The 23,577-nt window shown below is 70.7% G+C and carries 21 protein-coding genes and 1 tRNA gene; 18 read left to right on the forward strand and 4 right to left on the reverse strand.

The features are described 5' to 3' along the window. The first annotated feature begins 11 nt into the window (after positions 1–11). A complete protein-coding gene (locus ACJJVL_RS05580) occupies positions 12–1,496 on the forward strand; it encodes a S10 family peptidase (RefSeq protein ID WP_405217348.1) in 1,485 nt (494 codons plus the stop codon). Between the two features lie 72 nt (positions 1,497–1,568). Then, a tRNA-Pro gene (locus ACJJVL_RS05585) sits at positions 1,569–1,642 on the forward strand. A gap of 105 nt (positions 1,643–1,747) precedes the next feature. On the opposite strand, the gene ACJJVL_RS05590 is transcribed toward ACJJVL_RS05585, so the two are convergent. Further along, positions 1,748–2,920, reverse strand: a complete 1,173-nt coding sequence (locus ACJJVL_RS05590) for an IS481 family transposase (RefSeq protein ID WP_405217349.1) — start codon at positions 2,918–2,920, stop codon at positions 1,748–1,750. A 514-nt stretch (positions 2,921–3,434) separates the two neighbouring features. Here ACJJVL_RS05590 and ACJJVL_RS05595 point away from each other — a divergent pair. The 15 genes from ACJJVL_RS05595 (at position 3,435) to ACJJVL_RS05665 (ending at position 17,469) form a co-directional block, all read left to right on the forward strand. Continuing rightward, complete coding sequence (locus ACJJVL_RS05595) at positions 3,435–4,532, forward strand: methyltransferase domain-containing protein (RefSeq protein WP_405217350.1); 1,098 nt, start codon at positions 3,435–3,437, stop codon at positions 4,530–4,532. A 159-nt stretch (positions 4,533–4,691) separates the two neighbouring features. Further along, positions 4,692–6,260, forward strand: a complete 1,569-nt coding sequence (locus tag ACJJVL_RS05600; protein WP_405217351.1) for a molybdopterin-dependent oxidoreductase — start codon at positions 4,692–4,694, stop codon at positions 6,258–6,260. Positions 6,261–6,389: 129 nt separating this feature from the next. Continuing rightward, positions 6,390–8,117 (forward strand): carbon starvation protein A, encoded by a 1,728-nt coding sequence (locus ACJJVL_RS05605; RefSeq protein WP_405217352.1) that lies wholly within the window; start codon positions 6,390–6,392, stop codon positions 8,115–8,117. Between the two features lie 4 nt (positions 8,118–8,121). Further along, on the forward strand, positions 8,122–8,418 hold the full coding sequence (locus ACJJVL_RS05610; protein ID WP_405217354.1) for a cory-CC-star protein: 297 nt from the start codon (positions 8,122–8,124) through the stop codon (positions 8,416–8,418). Further along, a complete protein-coding gene (locus ACJJVL_RS05615) occupies positions 8,409–9,428 on the forward strand; it encodes an ArsA family ATPase (RefSeq protein WP_405217356.1) in 1,020 nt (339 codons plus the stop codon). The genes ACJJVL_RS05610 and ACJJVL_RS05615 overlap by 10 nt, the downstream gene beginning before the upstream one ends. Positions 9,429–9,549: 121 nt before the next feature. Further along, entirely contained in the window at positions 9,550–10,395 is an 846-nt protein-coding gene (locus tag ACJJVL_RS05620) for a formate/nitrite transporter family protein (protein ID WP_405217358.1), read from the forward strand. After that, positions 10,392–11,837, forward strand: coding sequence for a cryptochrome/photolyase family protein (locus tag ACJJVL_RS05625; RefSeq protein WP_405217360.1), 1,446 nt, complete (start codon positions 10,392–10,394; stop codon positions 11,835–11,837). Before ACJJVL_RS05620 ends, ACJJVL_RS05625 begins: the two co-directional genes overlap by 4 nt. Positions 11,838–11,894: 57 nt before the next feature. After that, a complete protein-coding gene (locus tag ACJJVL_RS05630; RefSeq protein ID WP_405217362.1) occupies positions 11,895–12,362 on the forward strand; it encodes a MarR family winged helix-turn-helix transcriptional regulator in 468 nt (155 codons plus the stop codon). 35 nt (positions 12,363–12,397) lie between these two features. Beyond that, positions 12,398–12,820, forward strand: coding sequence for an organic hydroperoxide resistance protein (locus tag ACJJVL_RS05635; RefSeq protein ID WP_405217364.1), 423 nt, complete (start codon positions 12,398–12,400; stop codon positions 12,818–12,820). A 43-nt stretch (positions 12,821–12,863) separates the two neighbouring features. Continuing rightward, on the forward strand, positions 12,864–13,277 hold the full coding sequence (locus ACJJVL_RS05640; RefSeq protein WP_405217517.1) for a hypothetical protein: 414 nt from the start codon (positions 12,864–12,866) through the stop codon (positions 13,275–13,277). Next, a complete protein-coding gene (locus ACJJVL_RS05645) occupies positions 13,258–14,235 on the forward strand; it encodes a zinc-binding dehydrogenase (RefSeq protein WP_405217366.1) in 978 nt (325 codons plus the stop codon). Before ACJJVL_RS05640 ends, ACJJVL_RS05645 begins: the two co-directional genes overlap by 20 nt. A gap of 79 nt (positions 14,236–14,314) precedes the next feature. Next, the gene (locus ACJJVL_RS05650; protein WP_405217367.1) at positions 14,315–15,076 is read left to right on the forward strand and encodes a phosphatase PAP2 family protein; all 762 of its coding nucleotides are present in this window, start codon (positions 14,315–14,317) and stop codon (positions 15,074–15,076) included. Between the two features lie 122 nt (positions 15,077–15,198). After that, a complete protein-coding gene (locus ACJJVL_RS05655; protein ID WP_405217368.1) occupies positions 15,199–15,939 on the forward strand; it encodes an ATP-binding cassette domain-containing protein in 741 nt (246 codons plus the stop codon). Next, positions 15,936–16,619 carry a methionine ABC transporter permease gene (locus ACJJVL_RS05660; protein WP_405217370.1) on the forward strand — a complete coding sequence of 228 codons (684 nt, stop codon included), beginning with the start codon at positions 15,936–15,938 and terminating at the stop codon, positions 16,617–16,619. The genes ACJJVL_RS05655 and ACJJVL_RS05660 overlap by 4 nt, the downstream gene beginning before the upstream one ends. A gap of 31 nt (positions 16,620–16,650) precedes the next feature. Next, positions 16,651–17,469, forward strand: coding sequence for a MetQ/NlpA family ABC transporter substrate-binding protein (locus ACJJVL_RS05665; protein ID WP_405217371.1), 819 nt, complete (start codon positions 16,651–16,653; stop codon positions 17,467–17,469). Between the two features lie 20 nt (positions 17,470–17,489). Here ACJJVL_RS05665 and ACJJVL_RS05670 read toward each other — a convergent pair whose 3' ends face one another. Beyond that, positions 17,490–18,728, reverse strand: coding sequence for a beta-ketoacyl-[acyl-carrier-protein] synthase family protein (locus ACJJVL_RS05670; protein WP_405217372.1), 1,239 nt, complete (start codon positions 18,726–18,728; stop codon positions 17,490–17,492). Continuing rightward, a complete protein-coding gene (locus ACJJVL_RS05675; RefSeq protein ID WP_405217373.1) occupies positions 18,725–20,257 on the reverse strand; it encodes a class I adenylate-forming enzyme family protein in 1,533 nt (510 codons plus the stop codon). The genes ACJJVL_RS05670 and ACJJVL_RS05675 overlap by 4 nt, the downstream gene beginning before the upstream one ends. A 74-nt stretch (positions 20,258–20,331) precedes the next feature. Between ACJJVL_RS05675 and ACJJVL_RS05680 the strand changes: the two genes are divergently transcribed. Beyond that, positions 20,332–22,299 (forward strand): ATP-binding protein, encoded by a 1,968-nt coding sequence (locus tag ACJJVL_RS05680; protein ID WP_405217374.1) that lies wholly within the window; start codon positions 20,332–20,334, stop codon positions 22,297–22,299. A gap of 3 nt (positions 22,300–22,302) precedes the next feature. Here the strand turns inward: ACJJVL_RS05680 and ACJJVL_RS05685 are convergent, their stop codons facing one another. Further along, complete coding sequence (locus ACJJVL_RS05685; protein ID WP_405217375.1) at positions 22,303–23,490, reverse strand: trans-sulfuration enzyme family protein; 1,188 nt, start codon at positions 23,488–23,490, stop codon at positions 22,303–22,305. Between the last annotated feature and the right edge of the window lie 87 nt (positions 23,491–23,577).

Consider the following 23,577-nt stretch of genomic DNA (forward strand, 5'->3'; position numbering starts at 1 on the left):
GGGTCGCTCCCGTGAGTGATGACGCTGCGACCGAGACCACCAGCCCCGCGACGACCGATGCTGAGCCGTCGGTCACCGATGAGCTCGTCACCACGCAGCACACGCTGACGACGCCCGACGGCGAGCTGGCCTACACGGCCCGCGCGGGACGAGTGGTGCTGTGGGAGGAGCAGGTCGAGGACGACGTCTTCCGCGGCAGGAAGGCACGCGCGCAGGTCGCGATCACGTCGTACACGCTCGACGACGCTGACCCGACGACGAGGCCGGTGACCTTCGCGTTCAACGGTGGGCCGGGCTCGGCGAGCATCTGGCTGCACATGGGCGTGCTGGGCCCCAGGCGCGTGGTGATGGGCGATGCGGGGGAGCTCGCCCCGCCGCCGTACGCGGTGGTGGACAATCCCGAGTCCCTCCTGACCGTGAGCGACCTGGTGTTCATCGACCCGGTGTCGACCGGGCGCTCGCGGCCGGTCGAGGGGCGGAAGGCGAAGGACTTCCACGGCTTCACCGCCGACATCGAGTCGGTCGCCGAGATCATCCGCCAGTGGGTGACCGCCGAGGGGCGCTGGCTGAGCCCGAAGTTCCTGGCGGGGGAGTCGTACGGCACGACGCGTGCCGCGGGTCTCGCCCAGCACCTGCAGGAGGGGCTCGGGATGTACCTGAACGGGCTGCTCATGATCTCGAGTGTGCTCGACTTCTCGACCGCCAGCTTCTCGCACGGCGGCGACCGCGCGCACGCGCTCTACCTGCCCTTCTACGCCGCGACCGCGTGGCGGCACGGCTTCCACGAGGGCCGCGATCTCGAGGACGTGGTCGACGAGGCGCGCGCCTACGCTGCTCGCGACTACCCGTACGTGCTGGGGCGCGGCTCCCGGCTGACGGCGGAGGAGCGGACGGAGGCAATCGCCACCGTCGCGCGCCTGACCGGCCTGTCCGAGTCGTACGTGGATCGCGCGAACCTGCGCATCGAGCACTGGCGCTACTTCGGCGAGCTGCTGCGCGACCAGGGGCTGAGCGTCGGCCGGCTCGACTCGCGCTTCACGGGGCCGGCGGCGGCCGGCATCGCCGAGCACATGGACGCGGACCCCTCGATGGACGCCATCCTGGGGCCGTACGCCGCGGCCTACCAGCACTCGCTGCATCACGATCTGGGCGTTCGCGACACCGGGCCGTTCCATGTATTCGGCAAGAACGTCAACGAGCAGTGGAGCTACAAGGAATTCGAGAACGCGCCGGTCTACGTGATCGACAAGCTCTCGCGCGCGATGCGGCAGAACCCCCACCTCGCGGTGCACTTCGCCTACGGCTGGTTCGACGGCGCAACCCCCTTCTCGGCCGCCGAGGACTCGGTCGCGCACCTGCAGATCCCCGAATCGCTGCGCGAGAACATCGAGCACCGCTACTACGAGGCCGGCCACATGATGTACGTGCACGAGCCATCGCGCGTGGCGCAGTCCGCCGATCTGGCCGACTTCGTGCGACGCCGCTCGGGTCGCTGACACGGCGTCCCGCGGTCCTTGGATGCGCTAGTCTGTGTTGGTTGCCTTCGGGCACCTCGATCGCAAGATCGACGGGCTGTGGCGCAGCTTGGTAGCGCACCTGACTGGGGGTCAGGGGGTCGCAGGTTCAAATCCTGTCAGCCCGACAATTGTCCTGAGTCGCGACATCGTTGACACGGTGTCGCGGCTCGGGACTTTTTCTGTAGGTTCGCGCGGGTTGTCGTCGATGTCGCGACTCATCGGGTCAACGATCATGCCGGTGGTCGGGTGGGGCGTTGGTAGTCGCGGTTCGGGTCGATGTGGTGTTCTGCGATGACCTCCCCGGTCTCGGCCAGGCTGGTGACCACGTGCCGATCGTGGATGAGCATGAGGACGGGCTGTCCGGCGTGGGCGCGGCCGATGCCCAGGTGCCGGAGCTTGCCGGCGTAGCGAAGCGAGACGGTGCCGGAGACGGCGATCTTGTCGGTGCGGGCGCGCCATTCGGGCTCGGTCGTCGCTGCTGGCGTGGCCTTGGGCAGCGCGGCGTACGCGGCCGCGGGGGTGCGCCTGCCGACCGACCGGTGGGGTCGTTGGTGGTTGTACCAGTGCGCGAACTGGTCGAGCAGGGCTTGCAGGTCGGTGATGGTCGCGGGCCGTGGGCGGGCGCGGAGCCAGCGCTTCAGGGTCTGGTGGAAGCGTTCGATCTTGCCCTGGGTCTGGGGGTGCCCGGGATGGCCGTTCTTCTGCACGATGTGGTGGGCCTGGAGGAGTTGCTCGAAGCCGTTGCGGCCACCTTTGCGGCCGGCCAGGCGGGCGGTGAAGACCAGACCGTTGTCGGTCAGGGTGGACGCGGGCACGCCGTGCTCGTCGATCAGCGACTGCAGCGCCTCGACCACCATTGGTCCGCTGTAGGCGGCCGCGGCACGGATGTGGAGCAGATCGCGGGAATGGTCGTCGAGGAAGTCGAGGATCTCCACGCGGGTGCCGTCGGCCAGGTACCAGTGGGTGATGTCGGCCTGCCAGCAGCCGTTGGGCAGGTCGGCTTCGAAGCGGATGTAGGACGCTTTGGGTCGCTTGTTCGGTGCCGGGACGATCAGACCCTCGGCGTGCAGGATCCGTCGGATCGTCGAGCTCGATGACACCCGCAGCCCTTCCTGCTGCAGATGCCACGCGATCGTCTCCGGTCCCGCGTCCGCGCCGGAAGCAGCCAGATGACGACGCAGGACCAGGATCCGATCACGCACCGCAGCGACGGTCGTGCCCGGGCGAGAGCGCCGAGCGCGGCTCCGCGGCGCTATGCCGTCGCGGCCGTCGGCCTCGTAACGTCGGAGCAGGACATGGACCCACCGGCGACTGACGCCGAAACGAGCCGCTGCCTGCGCGACGGTCAGCCCCTGGTCGACCACGGCCCGCACGGTCACCAGGTTCTTGTCGGGAGAGTTCATGACCGATCGTCCACGGCCGTCCGTGTCAACGATGTCGCGACTCACCGGTCAACGATCACCACCACCGATCCGTCAACGATGTCCCGACTCAGCAGCCAACAATCACCCCGAAAACCGCCGGTCAGATCTGTCAACGATGTGGTGAACCGACCGAAAGCCCCGGAAACTGAGGGTTTCTGGGACTTGGAGTCGTCGTCGCCGCGTCTGGGGGAACCTCCGGAAGTGCGTGGAGAGGCCCCATCCTGCTATCACACGGATGGGGCCTCTCTCCGACTCGGCATCGGGCGGGCGACGCACCGCCACCGCGGCATGGGCGCATGCACCACGGCAGAGATCGGATGCTGCACTCCGGTGAGCGCTGCGACCTTGGTCGGAGCGAGTGTTGGCATCTGCATGAAATCACCCACGGGGTGCTGGCCGGAGCACAGCATTTGCCCGACGCGGACCGCTGCCGAAGATCCTTACCGTCGAGGGAGACCCCACAGCTGCTGTGGGCTCGACGAAGGAGAACATCATGACCACCCCCCAGGTGCAGCAAGAAATTGATCGTGCGCCGGAGCAAGGCGTGGCAGTGCGCAGCATCCCTCGATGCATCGGCATCCTGAATGACGCCGCTGCCGCCCTGCTCATCAGCGTCGGGCACCAGACGGGCCTGTTCGACAGCATGAAGGATCTGCCCGCATCCTCAAGCGAGCAGATTGCCGCCGTCAGTGGATGCGACGAGCGCTATGTGCGTGAATGGCTCCACGGGATGACTGCGGCGAGGATTGTGGACTATGACCCGACGGAGGGCACATTCGCGTTGCCGTCCGACTTCGCAGCGATTCTCACTCGGGCCGCCGGCCCGAACAACATCGCGCTGATCACGCAGTACATCGCGATGATGGGTGAAGTGGAGCAGCTCATCATCGACCGCTTCCGCACAGGCGGTGGCCTCTCCTACAGCGACTATCCGCGCTTCCACCGCACCATGTCCGAGGTGAGTGCCGCGGTCTTCGATGCCGCCCTCGTGCATGGTGTGCTGCCGCTGGTTCCCGGACTGCCGTCACGCTTGGCTGCCGGCATCGACGTCGCGGACATCGGTTGCGGCAGCGGGCGCGCCATCAACCTGATGGCAGCAGCATTTCCGAACAGCAGATTCACCGGGTATGACTTCTCCGAGCCGGCGATCTCTCAGGCGCGGGCCGAGGCAACCCAGATGCAGCTGTCCAATGCTGACTTCACGCTGTCCGATGTCGCCACACTGCAGGCCGTGGACCGATACGACCTGATCACTGCATTCGACGCCGTGCACGACCAGGCGCACCCGGGCACGGTGTTGGAGAACATCCGCACAGCACTGCGTGATGACGGACGTCTGCTGATGGTGGAGTTCAACGCCTCCAGCAACGTCGAAGACAACATCAACGTCCCGTGGGGCGGGTTCCTGTACGCCATGTCAACGTTCCACTGCATGAGCGTCTCGCTCGGGCTGGGCGGCGATGGCCTTGGCGCGGCGTGGGGAGTGCAACTGGCAGACCGGATGCTGCGGGAAGCCGGATTCGGGCGCGTCGAAACGCAGACTGTGGAGTCAGATCCGTTCAACGTCTACTTCATCGCGTCAAAACACTGACCTGTGGGGGTGAACATCGAGAACACAGCGGTGAGTGCGGGGGACATGTCGACGACGCTTCGCACGGTGCGTCACCCCTCGATGCTGATCAAGGCCTCCCGCACACCCGGGAGTGGGCGTCCGGGCTGCTCGGTCGACCACCGCGCGTACGCTGAGGACGTGCACGCGCAGCGGAAGTGGCTCTGGTCGCTGCTCGCGGGGTTGACGAGCGGGGCCGCGGGGCTCGCCCTTGCCGAGCTCGCCGCGCTGCTGGTGGCACCGCAGGCCAGCCCGCTGCTCGCGGTCGGGTCGCTCGTGATCGACCTCGCGCCGCCGCCGGTCAAGGACGCGGTGATCGCGCTGTTCGGCATCAACGACAAGGCGTTCCTGATCGGTGTGCTCATCGTGCTCATCGCGGTCGTGGCTGCCGGAGCGGGGAGGCTCGAGCTCTCGGCACCCCCGTGGGGCACGGTCGCGCTGGCGGTGCTCGGCGCGGTGGCGACCGTCGCCGTCGTCACGCGTGCGGAGGCGAGTGCACTCTCCGCCGTGCCCGCAGTGATCGGCACCGCGGGTGCATGCATGCTGCTGCGCCTCACCATCGGCCGCCTTCGAGCATGGTCGTCGCAGCTCCAGCGCGCCGGGGTCGATTCGGGTCGACCGGCCGCGACAGCAGCGGCCGTCTCGCGCCGCGGCTTCCTGCTCCTCGTCGGCGGCACCGCCGCCGGCGCCATCGTGGTGGGCATCGGGTCTCGCCTCGCCAACGCTGCCACCGTCGCCGTGGATGCCGTGCGCGCGGCGATCTCGCTGCCCCGGCCGGCCACCGCCGCGCCGCCGATCCCAGCCTCGGCGTCGCTCGACGTCGAGGGGCTCACGCCGCTCATCACGCCCAATGCCGACTTCTACCGCATCGACACGGCGCTGCGCGTGCCGAACGTCGACCCATCCGAATGGCGCCTGCGGGTGACGGGGATGGTCGAGCGCGAGATCGAGCTGACGTTCGACGAGCTGCTCGCACTGCCGCTCACCGAGACCACCATCACCCTCCTGTGCGTCTCGAACGAGGTCGGCGGCGACCTCGTCGGCAACGCGGTCTGGCTCGGCCACCCCATCCGCGAGCTGCTCGCCCAGGCGGGTCCGCTCGCTGGGGCCGACATGGTGCTCTCGCGCAGCGTCGACGGCTTCACGGCCGGGACGCCGCTCGAGATCCTGCTGGAGGAGGACCGCAGCAGCATGCTGGCGGTCGGCATGAACGGCGAGCCGCTGCCGCCGGAGCACGGGTTCCCGGTGCGGATGGTCGTGCCCGGCCTCTACGGCTACGTGTCGGCCACGAAGTGGGTGACCGAGCTGGAGGTGACCTCGTTCGAGCGCTCCACCGCCTACTGGACCGACCGCGGATGGTCGGAGCGCGGCCCCGTCAAGATCGGCTCGCGCATCGACGTGCCGGCGCGCGGCATGAGGCCGAGCGCGGGCACTGTGGCCGTGGCGGGCGTCGCGTGGGCGCAGTCCACCGGCATCCGCGGCGTCGAGGTGCAGGTCGACGGCGGTGCGTGGGAGCCGGCGCGGCTCGCCACCGCGATCTCGGAGGACACCTGGGTGCAGTGGGTCTACGAGTGGGAGGCCGCCGCCGGCGCGCACGAGCTCTCGGTGCGGGCCACGGATGCGACCGGCGAGCTGCAGAGCGGCGCCATCGTCCCCGTCGTCCCGGACGGTGCGGAGGGCTGGCACACGGTCTCGGTGACCGTCGGCTGACGACACTGCGCCGGTGGCGCGGTCAATCCTCTGGAGGTGCTCAGGCGCCGCTAGGGTGATCGATAGCATGCACCAACAGGGGTGCCGCAGTCACGCAGTGACGCAATCCGCGACGAAGGGGAGAGTCCGATGGGTTCCCTTGTGCTCATGTTGATCGGCCTGGCGATGTTCGCCGCCGGTTACTTCATCTACTCCAAGTATCTGGCGAATCGGGTGTATCGGCTCGATCCGGCCTTCAGGACGCCGGCGCACGAGCTGCAGGACGGCGTCGACTACGTGCCGACGAACAAGTTCATCCTCTGGGGCCACCACTTCACCTCGGTCGCGGGCGCCGCCCCGATCGTCGGCCCCGCCATCGCCGTCATCTGGGGCTGGCTGCCCGCGCTGCTGTGGGTGACGATCGGCACCGTGTTCTTCGCCGGCATGCACGACCTCGGCACGCTGTGGGCCTCCACGCGCAACAAGGGTCGCTCCATCGGAGCCCTCTCCGGCCGGTACATCGGCAAGCGCGGCGCGAACCTGTTCCTGATCGTCATCTTCCTGCTGCTGCTGATGGTGATCGCCGCCTTCGCCGTGGTGATCAAGAACCTGCTGATCAGCACGCCGACCGCCGTCATCCCGACCTGGGGCGCGATCATCGTCGCCCTGCTCGTCGGCGTGGCCGTCTACCGCATGCGGTGGCCGCTCATCCCCGTGACGGTCGTCGGCGTCATCGCGCTCTACGGGCTGATCGTCATCGGCAGCACCACGCCCGTCGTGCTGCCCGAGTCGTTCCTCGGCATGAGCCCGGCGACCGTCTGGATCCTCGCGCTGTTCATCTACGGCGCGATCGCATCGCTGCTGCCCGTCTGGGTGCTGCTGCAGCCGCGCGACTACATCAACGGCGTGCAGCTCTTCATCGGACTCATCCTGCTGTTCGGTGCGGTCGTGATCGCCACCCTGTTCGGCGCGACCAAGCCCGACATCGTCGCCCCGATGATCAACATGAACCTGCCTGAGGGCACGCCGAGCATGATCCCGCTGCTGTTCGTCACGATCGCGTGCGGCGCCATCTCCGGCTTCCACGGCATGGTCTCCTCCGGCACCACGTCGAAGCAGCTCGACAAGGAGACGGATGCCCGGTTCGTCGGCTACTTCGGAGCCATCGGCGAGGGCATGCTCTCGCTCGGCACGATCCTGGCCGTCGTCGGCGGCATCCAGTCGACCGCGGCATGGGAGGAGATCTACAGCTCGTTCGGCTCCGGCGGCGTCAATGCCTTCGTGCAGGGCGGCGGTGCGCTGATGGAGAACGGCCTGGGGCTCCCCGCAGCGCTGAGCGCGACGGTGCTCGCCACCATGGCGGTGCTGTTCGCAGCCACCACCATGGATACGGGCATGCGACTGCTGCGCTTCATCGTGCAGGAGATCGGCGACGCCGTGAAGGTCAAGATCGGGAAGATCCCCGCGACCCTGATCGTCGTGGTCGTGGGCCTCGGGCTGACCTTCTCGCAGGGCCTCGGCGGCGAGGGCGGCCTGCGCATCTGGCCGCTGTTCGGCACCACGAACCAGCTGATGGCATCGCTGTCGCTGTCGATCATCGCCGTGATGCTGATCCGCAAGCGGCGGAACCCGCTGCCTGCGCTCATCCCGCTCGTGCTCGTGTTCGTGCTGTCGTTCTGGGCGGCGATCGAGCAGCTGTTCAGCTTCACGGCGCCCGGCAACGAGGACTGGCTGCTGTTCGCGCTCGACGTGATCATCATCGTGGCGAGCGTGTGGGTGGCGGTCGAGGCCGTCATGGCGATGCGCCGAGCGGCGAAGGAGCCCGCGGAGCTCGAGGACGAGGACGCCTCCATCGAGTCGACACGCGAGCGCGTCTGACCCGATGGCCGTCCCTTCGGATCCGGCCCAGCGCCGGGAGCGACGCTCCCGGCGCTGGGCCGCGTTCCGCGACGGCCTGCACGAGTTCTACGTCGGCCCGTACCGGCAGACGCTGCTGCGAGAGCAGCGCGACGAGGACGACCTGTTCATGATCGTGGTGCTGGGGGAGTCGCTGGGCGTGCCCGACCCGGCCGCCTACTACTCCGCAGAGCTCGCGCCCGCACTCTGGAGCGACTTCCACGCCTGGCATCGTCGCATCGGGATCCCCGCGTCGCCCCTCGACCACGTCGCATGCTGCTGAGCCTCGCGCGCTCGCGTCGCATCCTCTTCGTCGGCGGCAAGGGCGGGGTCGGCAAGACCTCCGTGTCGGCGGCGCTCGCGCTGGCTCGCGCCCGTGACGGCGGGCGCGTGCTGCTGGTCTCGACCGACCCGGCGCACAACCTCGGCCAGGTCTGGGACGCGCAGCTCTCGGATGCTCCGACGCGCGTGTTCACGCACGGCGCCGGCCCGGACGGCGCCAGCCCAGACCGCGCCGGATCAGGCAGTGCCGGCTTCGTCGACGCCGTTGAGATCGACCCGCACGCGACGATCGAGCGGCACTTCGCGAACGTCGCGGACACCATGCGGCGGCTGCTGCCCGATCGACTCCACGCGCAGGCGCGGCAGCACCTGGAGCAGGCGAAGGCGGCACCGGGCAGCCACGAATCGGCGGTGCTCGAGCGCATCGCCGAGCTGATCGAGACCAGCCGCGGCACCCACGACCTGGTGCTCTTCGACACCGCACCCTCCGGCCACACCCTGCGCCTGCTCGCGCTGCCGGCGCAGCTGACGACCTGGATGGAGACGCTGCTGGCGAGCCGCGACCGGTCGGAGCGGTTCGCCGCCGCCGCGCGCAGCGTCGTCGGCAGGGGAGACGATCAGCCGAGCGCGGATGCCGAGCTACGGCGGACGCTCATCGCCCGCCGCGATCGCTTCTCGCTCATGGGCCGCCTCGTGACCGATGCGGCGCACACCTCGTTCATCGTCGTGAGCGTCGCTGAGCGACTGCCCGTCGCCGAGTCGATCGAGGTCGTGCGCCAGCTCACGGCGCTCCACATCGACCCCGCCGCGATCGTGCTGAATCGCCGGTCCCCGGCTGACGCCGGTGCGCTGCTCGCCGCGCGCCGGGTGCAGGAGGAGCGCCAGCTGGAGCGCCTGCGCGACGCGGTCGGAGGCATCCCCATCGTGCAGACTCCGCTGCTGCCGGGCGACCTCGCGGGCGCCGAGGCGCTCGGCCTGCTGGCCGACCATCTGGTCGCATCGCGAACCTGAGTCAGCCGCACGTCGACGCTCGCTAGCCTTGGCTCGGCGAACGGGGCACCAGCATGACGGACCACACTGCGGCAGGGGAGCGGATGCTCGCGCTCGACGCGAGGCGCGCGGCGGTGCTGCCGTGAGCGACGATGGCGGGCCTGGGGCCGCGCAGCGGCGCGAGGACGGCGCCAACGACGGCCCCGTCGAAGAGGAGCTCGAGGCGGAGTTCGAGGACGTTGTCGGCGAGGGAGCGGAGCGGTTGCACCGGACGTTCCGCGCGACCGCGATCACCGGCCTGCTGGGCGGCATCGAGGTCGGCGTCGGCGTCATCGCCTACCTGGGCACCCTCCACGCCACCGGTGACGAGCTGCTCGCCGGGCTCGCCTTCAGCATCGGCCTGATCGCGCTCCTGATGGCGCACAGCGAGCTCTTCACCGAGAACTTCCTCATGCCGATCGCCGCGCTCATCGCGCGCGAGGGCACCTTCGGCCAGCTCGCCAAGCTGTGGGGCGGCACGCTGCTCGGCAACCTCGTCGGCGGCTGGCTCATGATGGGGCTCGTCGCGCTCGCCTTCCCTGACTGGCACGAGCTCGTGGCCGAGACCGCCATGCACTTCCTCGATGCTCCGATCGACGGCGCGTTCATCGCGCTGTCGCTGCTCGGCGGTGGCGTGATCACGCTCATGACGAGGATGCAGGAGGGCACGGACTCGGAGCCGGCGAAGATCGTCGCCGCCGTGGCGGGCGGGTTCATCCTCGCCGGGTTCCAGCTCTTCCACTCGATCCTCGACACCCTCTTCGCCTTCGCCGCCATCCTGAGCGGCGCCGACATCACCTATCTCGACTGGCTGCTGTGGTTCTTTCCGGTGCTCCTGCTCAACGTCATCGGCGGCGTGCTGCTCGTGACGGCGCTGCGGATCGTGCGGTCGGGCGAACTGTTCCAGCACCGTCGACGCAACGAGCGGTCGGAGGAACAGGCAGCGTGAAGGCCGCGCTCATCCTCGGCACGCAGCTGCTCGCGCAGCATCCGGCGCTCGACGACGACGACATCGACGAGCTGTTCCTCGTCGAGTCGGCAGCGCTGTTCGACCGGCTGCCGTACCACCAGCACAAGATCGTGCTCGTGCTCTCGGCGATGCGCCATATGGTCGACCGGCTCGAGCGCGACGGTCGGACCGTGCGCAGCATTCGGCACGGCGAAGGGCTCTCCTTCGCCGACGGCGTCGCGCGCCTGATCGAACGGTATGGCGCCGACGGCCTGGCGTGGATGCGCGCCGCCGATCGCGGCGTCGACCGCCGCATCGACCGCATCGCCGCGCGCGCCGGCATCCGCACACGGCGCTGGGCCGACCGCGCGTTCCTGACGCCAGAGCCCGAGCTCGACGCGTGGTTCCGCGATCACCCGCGGGCACGCATGGAGGACTTCTACCGCTGGCAGCGTCAGCGGACCGGCATTCTCATGGAGGGCGAGAGCCCGGCGGGCGGCCGCTGGAACTACGACCTCGACAACCGTGAGCCGCTGCCGAAGGGCGGCCTCGAGATCCCGCCCGTCCCGCGGATCGAGCCCGACGAGATCACCCTCGAGGTGATCGACGAGGTGCGCGAGCGGTTCGGGGACCATCCGGGCGACGCTCGGGAGTTCTGGCTCCCCGTCACCCACGAGGATGCGCGCGCGTGGCTCGACGACTTCGTGCAGGAGCGGCTTACCGACTTCGGTCGCTTCGAGGACGCGATGGCGGCGGAGGAGCCGGTGCTCTTCCACTCGGTGCTGACGCCCTCGCTCAACCTCGGCCTGCTCACGCCGCACGACGTCGTGGACGCGGTGCTCGAGACTTCCGGCGACGTGCCGCTGCCATCGCTCGAGGGCTTCGTGCGGCAGGTGATCGGCTGGCGCGAGTACATGCGCGGCATGTACCGCGCGCATCCAGAGCTCGACGGCGCGAACGCCCTCGCTCTCACGCGCGAGCTCGAGCCCTGGTGGTACACGGGCACCGGTATTCCCGAGGAGCTGCCGATCCCGGTTCGGGTGGTGCTCGAGCGCGTGCTGCGCCACGGCTACGCGCACCACATCGAGCGGCTCATGGTGCTCGGCAACTGGTTCCTGCTGGAGGGCTACGCGCCCGCGTCGGTCAACCGGTGGTTCCTCGCGCTCTTCGTCGACGCCTACGAGTGGGTGATGGTGCCGAACGTCTTCGGCATGAGCCAGTTCGCCGACGGCGGCCTGGTGGGCACCAAGCCCTACGTCTCCGGCGGCGCCTACCTGCAGCGCATGGGCCGCTGGTGGCCGTCGGCGCGCGCGGCGAAGGAGTCGGCGTTCACCGAGGGCTACTGGGACTTCCTGCAACGGCACGAGGCAGCGCTCGCGAGCAACCCGCGGCTGGCTCTGCCGCTCGCGCAGATGCGGGCGCGGCGCGAACCGGATGCCTGAGGGGGCTCGCGCGGCCGTTAGGTTGTGCACAACTGAAATCCATGGGAGGCTCGAGTCATGCCCACCCCTGCCGTGACCGAGCGGATGGTGTGCTTCGCGCTCTACTCGGCGGCTCGGTCCACGACGCAGGCGTACCGGGCGCTGCTCGAGCCATGGGGCCTGACGTACCCGCAGTACCTCGTGCTGGTCACGCTGTGGGTCGAGGGGCCGCAGAGCGTCAAGGCCCTTGGCGACGCGATGCAGCTCGACAGCGGCACGCTGTCGCCGCTGCTCGCCCGCATGGAGCGCGCCGACCTCGTCGCGCGTGAGCGCAGCGACGCCGACGCGCGTGTCGTCGAGGTGCATGCCACGGCTCGGGGGACCGCGCTCCGCAACGAGCTCGCGCACATCCCGCCGGCCGTCGCCCGCGGGCTCGGCCTCGACAGCGACGTCGACGGCGACCGGATGCTGGCGACCCTGCACGGCATCACGGCATCGATGCACGCCGTCACCGACGATCCGTCGTCGGTGACCCGCACACCATGACGACGCATCTGCGCCGTCGAGACGAGAGGAGCAGCATGGACGTGCTGTACACCGCAGAGGCACTGTCGACCGGAGCGGGCCGCGACGGCCGCGTATCGACGATCGACGGCAGGCTCGACCTGGAGATGGCCGTGCCGAAGGAGATGGGCGGCTCGGGTGCGGGCGCCAATCCCGAGCTGCTCTTCGCGGCCGGCTACGCCGCGTGCTTCCACTCGGCGTTGCAGGCGGTCGCGCGCGGCACGAAGACGACCCTCGACGGGTCGAGCGTCGGCAGCCGCGTGCAGATCATGCCCGACGGGAACGGCGGCTTCCAGCTCGGCGTGCACCTCGAGGTCGTGCTGCCGGGTGTCGAGGAGGGCCTCGCTCAGGAGCTCGCGGATGCCGCGCACCGGGTCTGCCCCTACTCGAACGCCACGCGCGGCAACATCGAGGTCACCGTCGTGGTCTCGGACGACTGACGTGGCGCGCGCGATCGTTCGCGTGCTGCTGGGCGCGTTCCTCATGCTCGCCGGCACCGGCCACCTGACTTTCGCGCGTGCGGAGTTCCAGGCGCAGGTGCCACCGTGGCTGCCGCTCGAGGCCGACCTCGTCGTGGTCGCCTCCGGCGTCGTCGAGCTCGTGCTCGGCCTCGCGCTCGTGCTCGCGCCGCGGCGCGCGCGGCCGCTCGTGGGCATCATTGTCGCCGCGTTCTTCGTCGCCGTCTTCCCGGGCAACATCGCCCAGCTGGTGGAGGGGCGCGACGGCTTCGGCCTCGACACCGATGCCGCCCGCGCGATCCGGCTCCTGTTCCAGCCCCTGCTGGTCGTTGCTGCGCTGTGGTCGACGGGCGCCTGGGCGGCGATCCGCCGCCGACTCCGCAGCGGCAATCAGCAGACCCCAACCGAAGGGAGCGCCCATGCGCGCCATCGTCCATGACCAGTTCGGCGAGCCGGAGGACGTCCTCCGCGTCGAGGATCGCCCGGTGCCAGAGCCCGGCCCCGGTGAGGTGCGCGTGCGCACGACCCTCGCCACGATCCACAACCACGACCTCTGGACGGTGCGCGGCACCTACGGCTTCGTGCCGGAGCTGCCCGCACCGAGCGGCACCGAAGCTGTAGGGGTCGTGGATGCCCTCGGCGAGGGCGTCGACACCCTCGCGGTGGGCGATCGGGTCATCGCCGGCGGCATCTTCGGCGTCTGGGCCGAGCAGTTCGTCGCGAAGGCGGCCGCGCTCATCCCCGCTCCCGTTGGGCTGCCGGATGCGGCGGCCGCGCAGCTGGTCGCCATGCCGTTCAGCGCCGTCAGCCTGCTGCACAGCCTCGCGCTCGAGCCCGGGCAGTGGCTGGTGCAGAATGCCGCGAACGGCGCCGTCGGTCGCATGGTCGCGCAGCTCGCTCGCGGCCGAGGCATCCGCGTCGTCGGCCTCGTTCGCAGATCGGAGGCGATCGACGAGCTGCGGGAGGCGGGCATCGACGACGTCGTCGCCACGTCCGACGACGGCTGGCGCGACCGCGTCGAGGCCATCACCGGCGGCGAGGAGATCGTCGCGGGCGTCGACTCGGTCGGCGGCGCGGCGGCCGGCGAGGTGCTGTCGGTGCTCGGCACGGGTGGCACGCTCGTGGCCTTCGGTGCCATGGGCGCGTCGACGCTCGAGCTCGGAGTCAGCGACGTGATCTTCAAGCAGGCCACCGTGCGCGGCTTCTGGGGGAGCGCCGTGAGCCGCGACATGGACGACGCACTCCGCGCGCAGCTGTTCGCCGAGCTCTCCGAGCGGCTCGGCTCTGGGGAGCTCACGCTGCCCGTGTCCAGCGTGCACGGCTTCGACGATGTGCAGCAGGCAGTGCGTGCGAGCCTGACGCCCGGCCGCGTCGGCAAGGTGCTGCTGCGCCCCTGACGCGCTCCCGGCCGTTCGGGAAGGATGCGTAAGAGCATCGAGCGCCGCTCGACGACTTTCGACCCCGGATGGTCTCACCATGACACTGACGCGACGCGAACGCCTGCGCGACCTCCACACGAAGCTGCTCGTGGAGGAGCGCTCCCTGGATGCCGGAGCGCGCCGGCGGCTGTACGCGACGGCGGGCGTGCTCGTCGGCGTCGGCCTGGTCGGCTTCATCGTGCTCCTGGTCGGTGTCGTGACGCAGACCGGCATCGAGCGGCTGGACGAGCCGGTGGACGCATGGTTCGACGACCTGCGCTCACCGGCCACCACGCCGTTCATGATCGCGCTGGCCGTGATCTTCGGACCCGTCGCGCTGCCCATCATCGTGCTGGTCGTGACCGTGGTCTGGTCGATCGTCGCGAAGCACCTCTGGCGCCCACTGCTGCTCGCCGGGGGCATGGTCACCGGTGTCGTGCTCGCACAGGTCATCGCGCCGATCGTGCAGCACCCTCGCCCGCCGGTCGAGGACATGCTGTTCGGGCCGGACCACTCCTTCTCCTTCCCGTCCGGCCACGTGCTGGGAGCCTCCAACTTCTTCCTGCTGCTGGCGTTCCTGCTCGCGAGCCGGCTGCAGCAGCGGTGGTTCACGGCGCTGGCGGTCACCGTCGCGATCGTGATGGTCGTGACCCAGGCCGCCGGGCGCATCTACCTCGGCTACCACTACCTCAGCGACACCATGGCGTCGGTGACGCTGGCGATGATGATCCTCGGCTGCGTGATCGCGATCGACACGCGGCGCACCGTCAGGGTGCCGCCGGAGGAGCTGGAGCAGACCACCATCGTGCCTAGCGCCTGAACGGCGCGGCGGTCACGATTCAGCCCAGCGCGAGCGCCAGCAGGATCGGCACCGCCGCGTCGCGAGCAGGGGTATTGTTGTACTCAGCGCAACAACTCGGATTGTGCGCGAGGGGGGCATGCGTGCAGACGACCGGTCCCGTCGCCGTCCTGGAGCGCGCGACGGTGCGCTACGGCAGCACCGCAGCGCTCGAGAGCCTGACGCTCGAGATCCGCCGAGGGGAGATCCTCGGTGTCGTCGGCGAGTCGGGTGCGGGAAAATCCACGCTCCTCAACCTGCTCGATGCCGCGACGCATCCGACCTCCGGTCATGTGCGCATCCTCGGCACCGATCCGACGGTGCTCAGCGGCCGAGAGACGCGCCGGCTGCGACACCGGATCGGCATGGTGTTCCAGAGCTTCAACCTGCTCGCCAACCGCACGGCGCAGCAGAACGTCGCGCTGCCGCTGCGGTTGCAGCGCAGGAAGGATCCGGCGCTCGTGGCCGAGCTGCTCGACTACGTCGGGCTCGCCGATCGAGCCGATTCCTACCCGGCGCAGCTCTCGGGCGGTCAGCAGCAGCGCGTCGCGATCGCGCGGGCGCTCGTCACGCGGCCCGACCTGCTGCTCGCGGACGAGCCCACGAGCTCGCTCGACACGCGGGCGACGGAGGATGTGCTCGAGCTGCTCGCGGGCACGCGCCGCGACTTCGACACCACGGTCGTGCTCGTCACCCACGAGCTCGAGTCGGTGGGCGCGATCTGCGACCGGGCGGCGGTGCTCGAGCGCGGCGTGCTGCGGCGCGTCCTCCCCGTCGCGCGCAGCGCCGCTCGCGATGAGCGCGACAGCTACCTCGCGCACGTGGAGCGGGTGCTCGGCGCGTGAACGACCTCATCGCCACCATCACGGCCTCCCTCACCGCCAACGCCGACCAGATCGTGGTCGCGCTGGCCGAGACCGGCTTCATGCTCGCGTTCTCGCTCGCCGCCGCCGTGCTCATCGGACTGCCGCTCGGCGTGCTGATCTTCCTCACGCGGCCGGGTGGCGTGCGCGAGCAGCGCGCGCTGTGGGCGGCGGCCAACCTGTACGTGACGGTCGTGCGCTCGTTCCCCTTCCTGCTCTTCGTCGTCTTCCTGATCCCCTTGACGCGGCTGCTCTACGGCACGACGTTCGGCACCGGCGCCGCCACCTTCCCGCTCTGCTTCGTCGGCATCGCGATCTACGCGCGCCTCACCGAGCAGATCCTGCTCGAAGTGCCCTCCGGCGTGCTGCATGCCGCGCGCTCGATGGGAGCGGATGTGCCCCAGACCATCGTGCACTTCCTGCTGGTGGAGGGGCGCTCGGGTCTCGTCTACGCCCTCACCTCCGCGGCGATCAGCCTGATCTCCTACTCGACGGTGCTCGGCATCGTCGGCGGCGGCGGACTGGGCGACTTCGCCCTGCGCTTCGGCTACCAGGAGTACGACTACCCCCTCATGTACTCGACCATCGTCATCGTCATCGTCCTCGTGCTGCTGCTGCAGACCGCGGGCGAGAAGGTCTCCGCTCGCATCGACAAGCGCTGATGCGCTGCTCCATCCACTCAGAAAGGCACCCATGAGCATCCGCCCCCGTCACGCGCTCGTCGCGCTCACCTCCGCCGCGCTCGCCCTCACGCTGGGCGCCTGCGCGACGCCCGCCGATGGCGTCGACCCCGCTGCATCCGAGACCGTCACCATCCGGGTCGCCGCGACCGTCACCCCCATGACCGACGCGGTGGAGGCGGCCGCAGCGGTGATCGAGGAGGGCTACGAGGTCGAGCTCGTGCCCGTGAACGACTACGTGCAGCCCAACCTGCTGCTGCAGAACAGCGAGATCGACGCGAACGTGGTGCAGTTCGAGGGCTTCATGGAGGAGTTCAACGAGGCGAACGATGCCGACCTGGTGGTCGTGCAGCCCGTCTACGCGACCGTCGTCGCGTTCTACTCGAAGACGCTCAGCGACATCCAGGATCTGCCGCAGGGCGGCTCGATCGCGATCCCGAACGACAAGTCGAACGCCGCTCGCGCGCTGCAGCTGCTCGACGAGCACGGCATCATCACGCTCGACCCGGCCGTCGAGCGGTTCCAGGCTCGCGTCACCGACATCGTCGAGAACCCGCGCGAGCTCGAGATCATCGAGATCGACCTGCTGCAGCTCAACACCGCGTACGACGAGGCGGATGCGGTGTTCAACCTGCCGTCCTTCGCGCGTCAGCTCGGGCTGACGCCCGAGGCCGACGGGCTCGTGGTGGAGCAGGACCCGGCGTTCGAGGTCTCCCTCGTCACGCGATCCGACAACGCCGGTGCGCCCGAGATCGCGGCGCTCATCCGCGCCATCTCGAGCGACCACGTGCGCGAGGTGCTGGAGGAGCTGGGCGTGCCCGCCGCCTTCTGACGCGTCGGCGCGGGGCCCGATCAGAGGGCGCGCAGCACGATCGCGGCGTTGTGGCCGCCGAAGCCGAACGAGTTCGACAGCACCGTGCGCAGCGGCGCCGTGCGGCTCACCGCGCGGGCCTCGCCGGCGACGACGTCGAGCTGCGGGAACTCCGCGTCGTCGAGGTTGATGGTCGGCGGGATCGTCTGGTCGCGCAGCGCCATGAGCGACAGCGCGGCCTCGAGCGTGCCGGCCGCGCCCAGCAGGTGCCCGGTGGTCGACTTCGTCGACGTGACCGGCAGCGCTCCCAGCGTCGATGCGAAGACCTCGCCGAGGGCGGCGGCCTCCATCGCGTCGTTCAGCGGCGTGCCGGTGCCGTGCGCGTTGACGTGCTGGATGTCGCGGGGGTCGAGTCGCGCATCATCGATCGCCGCACGCATGGCAGCGGCCGCACCGCTGCCGTCCGGCCGGGGCGCGGTCGCGTGGAAGGCGTCGGAGGTCACGCCGTACCCGGCGAGCTCGCCGAGCGCGCTCGCGCCGCGGCGCCGCGCGTGCGCCTCCGACTCGACGAGCACCGCGACGGCGCCGGCCGACATGACGAACCCGCTGCGCGCGCGATCGAAGGGGCGGGATGCGCGATGGGGCTCGTCCTCGAAGCCGGCCGCGAGGGATCCCAGGGTCGCGTTCACGCCCAGGTTGACGCGGTTGAGGCAGTCGTCCGCGCCCACCACGAGCACCGCATCCGCGTACCCGTGGCGGATCGTGCGCAGCGCATCGCCCAGGCCGACGGTGCCGCTCGCGCAGGTCGCGGCCGTGCCGACGCTCGCGCCACGTGCGCCGTAGCGCTCGCTGAGGAACGCGGCGGCGGCATCCGGGCCCCCGGAGACGACGACGCCCGGCGGCACCCGCCGCGGCCCCTGCGCATCGAGCGCGCGCACGGCATCGTGCGTGAGGGCGACGGCGCCGGAGCCGGTCGCGATCGTGACGCCGAAGCGCGCGGGGTCGGCGGCCTCGAAGCCCGCCATGGCCTCGGCGGCGGCCGCGACCGCGTAGTGCGCGTGCCGATCGAGCCTGCGTGCGACCGCCCGGGGGAGGTGCGCGAGGGGATCGAAGCCGCGCACCTCGCCGCCGACCCGCACCGAGAGGTCGGAGACGTCGACCCCCTCGAGCGCACGGATGCCGCTGCGCCCGGCGACCACCCGGCTCCAGGTGGATGCCAGGTCGAGGCCGTTCGGCGTGATGGCGCCGAGCCCCGTGATGAGGGCGCGCGAGCCGGTCACAGCCGCTCCGCCCGACCGTGCTCGACGAGCGCGGTCACCTCGCCCCGGCGGATCTTGCCGCCCGCCGTGCGCGGGAGCGCATCGGCGCGGAAGTAGCGGCGCGGCACGAACTGCTCCGGCAGCAGCGCGCGGAGGGCACGCTGCATGACGGACTTCTCCGGCACCGCACCCGGCCCGCCCTCGACCACGGCCGCGACGATCGAGCCGAGCACGGCATCGGGCAGGGCGATCGCGCAGCACTGCTCGCATCCCGGCACGGTGGCGAGCGCTCGCTCGACCTGCGCGAGCGAGACCTTGTGGCCCCCGGTCACGGCGATGTCGCCGGCTCTCCCTGCCAGCACGATCGCGCCGTCGGCGAGCGATGCCAGGTCATCCACGCTCGACCAGCCGTCGGGGGCGGTGATGCGCTCGCGGCTGGTCGCGGAGAGATAGCGCTCGACCTGCGACGCCACGCGCACGTGCAGGGTGCCGATCTCGCCATCGGGCACGGGAGCGCCCGCCTCGTCGCGCACGCTCACCTCGACGCCGTCGAAGGGAGTGAGGCGGGTGCCGTCGCCGGCGTCGCTGTAGCCGATGAAGCCGATCTCGCTCGCGCCGTAGTAGCTGCGCAGGTGCGCCAGCGGGGCGACGTCCTGGAATCGGTCGCGGATGGCCCGGCTCTGGTTCGCGCCGCCGGTGATCACCCAGCGCAGCGAGGCGAGCGCGCTCGCACCCTCGGACGAGGGTCGACGCGCGGCTGCCGCGAGCGCCAGCAGCATCGACGGCACCCCGACGAAGCGCTCGATGCGGTGCCGCTCGATCGTGCGGGCTGCCTCGGCCGCGTCGAAGCGCGACTGCAGGAAGAGCGAGCCGCCCGTCGCGAGCACCTCGACGAGCGCGTAGAGCGTGAGGCTGTAGGAGACGGGGCCCGGTGCGATCGTCGCAATCCCCTCCCCGGCGAAGAGCCAGCGTCGGCTGACCCGCACGTTGATGTCCCAGCTGCCGCGAGTCCGCAGGAACCCCTTGGGAAGATCGGTCGTGCCGGAGGTGAACAGCAGCAGGAACGGCTCATCACGCGGCCGCACCTCCGGCCCCGCCGTCCGCGGTGCAGCGGCCGCTACCGCATCGAAGTCGGCCAGCGCGATGGTGCGGCCGTGCGCCACCGCGCGCTCGCCGAGTGCCGCCTCGAGCGCGAGGTCGTCCGTGATGACCAGGGCGGGACCGATCCGGTCGATCGTCTCGACCCGGTGCGACTGCGGCCAGAGCGGATCCAGCACGGCGACGACGGCACGGAAGGCGGTGACGCCGGCGATGAAGCGCGCCGCATCCACCGCCCTGGAGAGCGACACCGCGATGATCGGCACGCCGCCCGTCTCGGGGTCGCTCGGGCTCGCCGGTGCCTCGTCGCCCAGCAGCGCCTCGATGCCGGCGCGGATGCGGGCCGCCGCATCATGCAGCTGGCCGTACGTCCAGCGCTCGCCGTCGCCGGCGACCGCGAGCCGATCGGGATCGTCCGCGGCGAGCTCGATGAGCGTGCGGGTGAACGTCACTGCGCCAGTCTACGGAGCCGGGCTGAGGGTGCGCGGCCCTGGGCAGATCGTGCACCGGTGCGTACGTTGGGATCGTGAGCACCTTCGATGACGAACCGGCGCCCTACGCCGAGCGTCAGGCCGTCGCGCGTGGCTCGCTGACGCGGTGGTCGTGGGTCATCGCGGCGCTCGCGATCTTCCTCACCGCGGTGTTCGGCGTCGCGTTCGCGCCGGCGGGCACGACCGTCGCCGTCTGGTGGCCGGCGGCCGGCCTCTCGGTGCTGCTGGCGCTGCTGCACCGTGCGTGCCTGCCGCACGTGCTCCTGCTGGTGCTCGGCGTCACGGTCCTCGCCAACGCGGCCAGCGGCAGGCCGTGGGGCCTGTCGATGATCTTCGGCGTTGCGAACGCGGCAGAGGTCGCGGTGATCGCCGTGATCCTCAGCACCCCGGTGCGACGCTTCGAGCTCTCATCCCTGCGGGCGGGACTCAGGTTCGTCGTCGCGGTCGGGGCGGGCGCCGCCGCCGTCGGCGCGATCGCGGCCGCTGGCGTCGTGCTCCTCGAGGGCGGCGACTTCTGGCCGACGCTGCCGCTCGTGGCAGCCTCCCACGCGGCCGCGGTGAGCCTGCTCGCGCCGATCGGGGCGCTCCCGCGGCCGATCCCCGTGCGCGCCGGTCGCCTCGAGATGCTGCTGCAGAGCACGGCGCTCGCGCTGGTGATCGTGCTCGTCTTCCAGCCCGCGACGACGCTGCCGTTCGCCTTCGCGCCGTTCCCGTTCCTCGCCTGGGCGGCGCTGCGCTTCCCGATCCGGTTCGTCAGCGTCCAGACCATCGCCGCATCGCTGCTCATGCTCGTGCTCGCGCTCGACAGCGGGGGCCCCTTCCAGCAGCTGGCGCTCGACGAGACCGGCCGCGTCGCGATGTTCGAGCTGCTGCTGGTCACCGTGGCCGCCACCGTCGTCGTGCTCTCCTCCGCGCAGTACGAGCTGCGGGCGCTCGCGCGGCAGGTGGAGGCATCCAACCGGCTGCTCACCGGTGGCGTCATCGACGCCAGCATCGGGCTGATCATCGCCGAGCGCAGCGATGATCACACGCTCGTGCGCTGGGCGAACCGGACGGGCACCGCCATGCTCGCCGCCGAGCTCGCCGACGGCGTCTGGAACGGCCCGCTCCGCACAGCGGCCGCCGCGGCGCTGCGCACCGGCGAGCAGGTCACGGTCACCACCGACCGGGGACGCACCATCACCGTTGCGGCGAACGACGTGGCCGGCGGTGACCACCGCATCACCGTGCAGCTGCTCGACGTCACCACGCTGCTGCGCGCGAGGCAGGTGCAGATCGAGGCCGAGGTCGAGCGCGAGGCCGCGAGGTCGATACGCGCGGAGCTCGAGCGGCAGCGCGACGACTTCCTCATCACCACGAGCCACGAGCTGCGCACGCCGATCACGAGCATCGTCGGCTACGCGGGCCTGCTCACGGACGGCTCAGCCCTGAGCGACACCGAGCGCGGCTGGGTGCAGGTCATCGCCCGCAACGCCGAGCGGCTGTCGGAGCTCGTGGAGGATCTGCTGAGCTTCAGCAGGCTCTCGGCGGGGGAGGCGCAGGCGAGTCCCGAGCGCGTGCCGACGGACGCGCTGTTCGCGGAGGTCGCCGCGAACCTGCGGGTCGTGAGCGAGCAGAAGCGCATCGCCGTCGAGCTCGCTCCCGGCGACCACGCGGTGTTCGCAGCGCGCCACGACGCGATCCGCATGGTCTCCAATCTGGTGGTGAACGCCTGCAAGTTCACGCCGGAGGAGGGATGGATCCGGCTGAGCGCCCAGGAGGAGGACGACGCCGTGCGCATCACCGTCGCCGACAGCGGCCCGGGGATGCACCAGGACGAGCTCGAGCGCGCCTTCGAGCGCTTCTACCGGGCACCCAGCGCCGAGCGCGACAACGTCCAGGGCACGGGGCTCGGTCTCGCGATCGTCTCGGAGCTCGCACGCCGCAACAGCGGATCGGCGCGCCTGCGGCCCGGCGACAGCGGAGGGCTCGTCGCCGAGCTGCTGCTGCCGGCGGCCAGGTAGGCGCTACGCGCCCGCGAGCGCCTGCTCGAGGTCGGCGATGAGGTCCTCCGGGTCCTCGAGCCCGATGGAGAGCCGCAGCACGCCCGCGTTCGGCTTCGCCTCCGCCGCGACCGGCCGGTGCGTGAGCGAGGCGGGGTGCTGGATGAGTGAGTCGACGCTGCCGAGCGAGACCGCGTGCGTGAAGAGCCGCACGCCCTCTGCGACGGCGGCGGCGCGCGCGGCGGAGCCGACGTCGATCGACAGCATCGAGCCGGGGCCCGACATCTGCCTGCCCGGTCCGACCAGCCCCGCGGGGTCGCTGCCGGCGAGTCCCGGATAGCGCACCTCGTGCACGCCCGGCATGGCCGCGAGCGCATCGGCGACGCGCTGCGCGTTGGCCTGCTGCGCGCGCACGCGCAGCGGCAGGGTCTGCAGGCCGCGGTGCATCAGGTACGCGCTGAACGGATGCGCGATGGCTCCCGTGATGGCGCGCACCGGCCGGATCGCCTGCGCCCACTGGGCATCACAGGCGACGACACCGCCCATGACGTCCCCGTGGCCGCCGATGTACTTCGTCGCGGAGTGCAGCGAGAGCGCGACGCCGTGCTCGAGCGGGCGCTGGAGCACGGGGGTCGCGAAGGTGTTGTCGACCAGCACCGGGGCGTCACCCGCCGCGGCGACGAGCGCTGCGAGGTCGATGAGCTCGAGGGTGGGGTTCGCGGGGGTCTCGGCGATGACCAGGCCGGTGTCGGCGCGCACCGCGCGCTCCACCTGCTCCACGGAGTCGACGAAGGTGGTCTCGGTGCCCAGCAGGCCCGTGGCGAGCAGGTGGTCGGTGCCGCCGTAGAGCGGCCGCACCGCCACCACGTGCGTGCCGCGTCGCTGCCTGGCGGCGGTGAGGACCGCGGTCGTCGTCGCCATCCCCGAGGCGAACGCCACGGCGCATTCGGCGCCCTCCAGCGCCGCGAACGCCCGCTCGAAGCGCGCGACGGTCGGGTTCCAGAGCCGCTGGTATACGGCGCTGGAGTCGGAGGGATCACCGCCGGTCGCACCGATCTCGTACGCCTCGCCGCCGGCATCGACACCGGGCAGCGGGTTCGTGGTCGAGAAGTCGATCGGGGTTGCGTGCACGCCCAGCGACTGGAAGTCCTCGCGGCCTGCATGCACCGCGAGCGAGTCGAGTCGGAGGCGAGCGTCATTGCTCGTCGTCATGCCTTCGATCATGCCTCACACCCGAGGTGTTGGTCGACCGTGCGCGGTGCGTCGTCGCGCATCGCGCCGATCGCTCGCGCTGACGGC

The organism is Agrococcus sp. Ld7 (genome assembly GCF_045064095.1).
Taxonomy (GTDB): Bacteria; Actinomycetota; Actinomycetes; order Actinomycetales; family Microbacteriaceae; genus Agrococcus.

Excerpts from the sequence above, each read along its gene's own strand:
- ACJJVL_RS05590 (WP_405217349.1), bottom strand. The coding sequence starts at position 2,920 with ATGAACTCTCCCGACAAGAACCTGGTGACCGTGCGGGCCGTGGTCGAC.
- ACJJVL_RS05595 (WP_405217350.1), top strand. The coding sequence starts at position 3,435 with ATGACCACCCCCCAGGTGCAGCAAGAAATTGATCGTGCGCCGGAGCAA.
- ACJJVL_RS05605 (WP_405217352.1), top strand. The coding sequence starts at position 6,390 with ATGGGTTCCCTTGTGCTCATGTTGATCGGCCTGGCGATGTTCGCCGCC.
- ACJJVL_RS05610 (WP_405217354.1), top strand. The coding sequence starts at position 8,122 with ATGGCCGTCCCTTCGGATCCGGCCCAGCGCCGGGAGCGACGCTCCCGG.
- ACJJVL_RS05615 (WP_405217356.1), top strand. The coding sequence starts at position 8,409 with ATGCTGCTGAGCCTCGCGCGCTCGCGTCGCATCCTCTTCGTCGGCGGC.
- ACJJVL_RS05630 (WP_405217362.1), top strand. The coding sequence starts at position 11,895 with ATGCCCACCCCTGCCGTGACCGAGCGGATGGTGTGCTTCGCGCTCTAC.
- ACJJVL_RS05635 (WP_405217364.1), top strand. The coding sequence starts at position 12,398 with ATGGACGTGCTGTACACCGCAGAGGCACTGTCGACCGGAGCGGGCCGC.
- ACJJVL_RS05640 (WP_405217517.1), top strand. The coding sequence starts at position 12,864 with ATGCTCGCCGGCACCGGCCACCTGACTTTCGCGCGTGCGGAGTTCCAG.
- ACJJVL_RS05645 (WP_405217366.1), top strand. The coding sequence starts at position 13,258 with ATGCGCGCCATCGTCCATGACCAGTTCGGCGAGCCGGAGGACGTCCTC.
- ACJJVL_RS05650 (WP_405217367.1), top strand. The coding sequence starts at position 14,315 with ATGACACTGACGCGACGCGAACGCCTGCGCGACCTCCACACGAAGCTG.
- ACJJVL_RS05665 (WP_405217371.1), top strand. The coding sequence starts at position 16,651 with ATGAGCATCCGCCCCCGTCACGCGCTCGTCGCGCTCACCTCCGCCGCG.
- ACJJVL_RS05685 (WP_405217375.1), bottom strand. The coding sequence starts at position 23,490 with ATGACGACGAGCAATGACGCTCGCCTCCGACTCGACTCGCTCGCGGTG.